The organism is Pseudomonas sp. 05N434 (assembly GCF_056396965.1).
The window spans coordinates 1-3,415 of record NZ_JBFTMK010000539.1 but is presented as its reverse complement, the minus strand read 5'-3'; the positions used below and the strand labels follow the sequence as shown (position 1 = coordinate 3,415).

At 60.3% G+C, this 3,415-nt stretch carries 5 protein-coding genes; all 5 read left to right on the top strand.

The window, feature by feature from the left end; genetic code table 11:
- Positions 1-483: cbb3-type cytochrome c oxidase subunit I (locus AC1DLB_RS25345; RefSeq protein ID WP_477785860.1), on the top strand; the 483-nt coding region annotated here is incomplete at its 5' end.
- Positions 484-493: 10 nt separating this feature from the next.
- Positions 494-1,102 (top strand): cytochrome-c oxidase, cbb3-type subunit II, encoded by a 609-nt coding sequence (gene ccoO / locus AC1DLB_RS25340; RefSeq protein WP_007942211.1) that lies wholly within the window; start codon positions 494-496, stop codon positions 1,100-1,102.
- 3 nt (positions 1,103-1,105) lie between these two features.
- Positions 1,106-1,306 carry a cbb3-type cytochrome oxidase subunit 3 gene (locus tag AC1DLB_RS25335; RefSeq protein ID WP_018925303.1) on the top strand — a complete coding sequence of 67 codons (201 nt, stop codon included), beginning with the start codon at positions 1,106-1,108 and terminating at the stop codon, positions 1,304-1,306.
- A complete protein-coding gene (gene ccoP, locus AC1DLB_RS25330; RefSeq protein WP_413695647.1) occupies positions 1,303-2,256 on the top strand; it encodes a cytochrome-c oxidase, cbb3-type subunit III in 954 nt (317 codons plus the stop codon). The genes AC1DLB_RS25335 and ccoP overlap by 4 nt, the downstream gene beginning before the upstream one ends.
- 482 nt (positions 2,257-2,738) lie before the next feature.
- A partial coding sequence (locus tag AC1DLB_RS25325; RefSeq protein ID WP_477785859.1) for a cbb3-type cytochrome c oxidase subunit I occupies positions 2,739-3,415 on the top strand: 677 nt, incomplete at its 3' end.

Sequence of the window (3,415 nt, the reverse complement as noted above, 5' to 3'; positions counted from 1 at the left end):
GCGTTCTACGGCATGTCGACCTTCGAAGGGCCGATGATGGCGATCAAGACGGTCAACGCCCTCTCCCACTACACCGACTGGACCATCGGCCACGTTCACGCCGGCGCGCTCGGCTGGGTGGCAATGATTTCCATCGGTGCGCTGTACCACATGATCCCGAAAGTCTTCGGCCGCGAGCAGATGCACAGCATCGGCCTGATCAACGCGCACTTCTGGCTCGCTACCATCGGCACCGTGCTGTACATCGCCTCGATGTGGGTCAACGGCATCGCCCAGGGCCTGATGTGGCGCGCAGTCAACGAGGACGGCACGCTGACCTACTCCTTCGTCGAAACCCTGGTGGCCAGCCATCCTGGCTTCATCGTGCGACTGGTCGGCGGCGCGATCTTCCTCAGCGGCATGCTGCTGATGGCTTACAACACCTGGCGCACCGTGCGGGCCTCGCAGCCTGCCGAAGCCGTCGCTGCCGCGCAGATCGCCTGAGGAGTCCGTCATGAAACACGAAACAATCGAGAAAAACGTCGGCCTGCTGATGTTGCTGATGGTGTTCGCCGTGAGCATCGGCGGCCTGACCCAGATCGTCCCGCTGTTCTTCCAGGACGTGACCAACAAACCGGTGGAAGGCATGAAGCCCTACACCGCGCTGCAACTGGAAGGTCGCGACATTTACATCCGCGAAGGCTGCGTCGGTTGCCACTCGCAGATGATCCGCCCGTTCCGCGCCGAAACCGAACGCTACGGCCATTACTCGGTGGCCGGGGAAAGCGTGTGGGATCACCCGTTCCTCTGGGGCTCCAAGCGCACCGGGCCGGACTTGGCGCGAGTCGGCGGGCGCTACTCCGAAGACTGGCACCGCGCGCACTTGTACAACCCGCGCAACGTGGTGCCGGAATCGAAGATGCCGGCGTATCCATGGCTGGTGGCCAACCCGCTCGACAGCAGCCACACCGAAACCAAGATCCGCGCCATGCGCACCCTCGGCGTGCCGTACACCGACGAAGACATCGCAGGCTCAGTCGCTTCGCTCAAGGGCAAGACCGAGATGGACGCGCTGGTTGCCTACCTGCAAGTGCTCGGCACTGCCATCAAGAGCAAGAGGTGAGTCATGGTCATTGATATGAGCACAGGCCTGATCCGCGGCCTCGGCACAGTCGTGGTGTTCGTGGCCTTCGTCGGCCTGACACTGTGGGTGTTCAACAGCAAGCGCAATCCGCAATTCGCCGAAGCGCGCCTGCTGCCGTTCGCTGACGAGCCGCAACCCGAAACTACCCAAGAATCTGCAACAACAAGGAGCGCCCGGCCATGACCACCTTCTGGAGTGCGTGGATCTGCGTACTGACCATCGGCAGCCTGATCGGCCTGACCTGGCTGCTGATCGGCACCCGCCGCGGCGAAACCAAGGGCAGCGTCGACCAGACCATGGGCCACAGCTTCGACGGCATCGAGGAGTACGACAACCCGCTGCCGCAGTGGTGGTTCATGCTGTTCGCCGGCACCCTGGTGTTCTCGGTCGGCTACCTGATTCTTTATCCGGGCCTGGGCAACTGGAAAGGCATCCTGCCCGGTTATGAAAACGGCTGGACTGGTGTCCATGAATGGGAAAAGGAGATGAGCAAGGCGGACGCCAGATTCGGGCCGATCTTCGCCAAATTCGCGGCAATGCCGGTGGAAGAAGTAGCGAAAGACCCGCAAGCGCTGAAAATGGGCGGCCGCCTGTTCGCCTCCAACTGCTCGGTGTGTCACGGCTCGGACGCCAAGGGCGCATTCGGCTTCCCCAACCTGGCTGACAGCGATTGGCGCTGGGGCGGCAGTGCCGAGACCATCAAGACCACCATCATGGGTGGCCGGATGGCGGCCATGCCGGCCTGGGGTGAAGTGTTGGGTGAGACCGGGGTGAAGAACGTCGCCGCGTACGTGCGTCACGAATTGGCCGGCCTGCCGCTACCAGCCGACAGTGGTGCCGACGTGCAAGCCGGACAGCAACTGTTCAGCACCACCTGCGTAGCCTGTCATGGGGCAAACGGCCAGGGCACTGAAGCCATGGGCGCGCCGAATCTGACGCACCCGGCCGGTTTTATCTACGGTACCAGCCTGGCGCAACTGCAACAGACTATTCGCCATGGCCGCCAGGGCCATATGCCGGCGCAAAACGAACTGCTGGGCAACGACAAGGTGCAATTGCTGGCCGCTTATGTGTACAGCTTGTCCCACGGAGTCGGCACCGAGCGTTTGCAGGCACAAGGCAAAAACGAATAATTTTTGACCGCTCTGCTGCCGCATTCTGCGGAATGCGGCAGTTCCCTGCCTCTTTGCGACCCATTGTCGCACCCTGCCGTTCCCCTTCCTTTCGGTTCACCAGATTCGGGTCTAAGCTTCCTCGGTGCGGACTGGCATGAGCCGGTTCCAGGTCGATTTTACCCGATGTGTTCGACGATTCTGTTCGATGACAGGCCGCAAAGGCTGGTAGATACCGGCTGTCGCGCAAATTGCCGTCTGTCYCTCGATCGTTGCGTTTGAACACACCCCGTTACATCTGACTTGAACCCCTCGCCTTTTTCATCCGCTGCGACATTTTGTCAGAGGGCAATTTTGTCCTTACGCGGCGCATGGAAAGGCCGCAGAATCAGGTTTTGAAAGCATTGACCCAGGTCATGGCGCGTTGCAATGACCCCCCGCTTTCTCCATACTTGCGGCCGATTTTTACTCCTAATAAAACACCCAAACCGTGGAACCTTAGAATGAGCACAGCAATCAGTCCGACTGCTTATAACTATAAGGTAGTCCGCCAGTTCGCCATCATGACGGTGGTCTGGGGGATCCTTGGCATGGGGCTTGGTGTCTTCATCGCCTCACAGCTCGTATGGCCGGAATTGAACTTCGGTCTGCCGTGGACGACTTTTGGACGCTTACGCCCGTTGCACACCAACCTGGTGATTTTCGCCTTCGGTGGTTGTGCTCTGTTTGCCACTTCTTATTACGTCGTGCAGCGAACCTGCCAAACGCGACTGATCTCCGACAGCCTCGCGGCCTTCACCTTCTGGGGTTGGCAAGCGGTGATCGTCGGCGCGATCGTGACCTTGCCGATGGGTTTCACCACCACCAAGGAATACGCGGAACTGGAATGGCCCCTGGCTATTCTGCTGGCCATCGTCTGGGTCACCTACGGTCTGGTGTTCTTCGGCACCATCGTCAAGCGCAAGACCAAGCACATCTATGTCGGTAACTGGTTCTACGGTGCCTTCATCGTCGTGACCGCGATGCTGCACATCGTCAACCACATGTCGCTACCGGTCAGCCTGTTCAAGTCCTACTCGGCCTACGCGGGTGCGACCGACGCGATGATCCAGTGGTGGTACGGCCACAACGCCGTGGGCTTCTTCCTGACCACCGGTTTCCTGGGGATGATGTACTACTT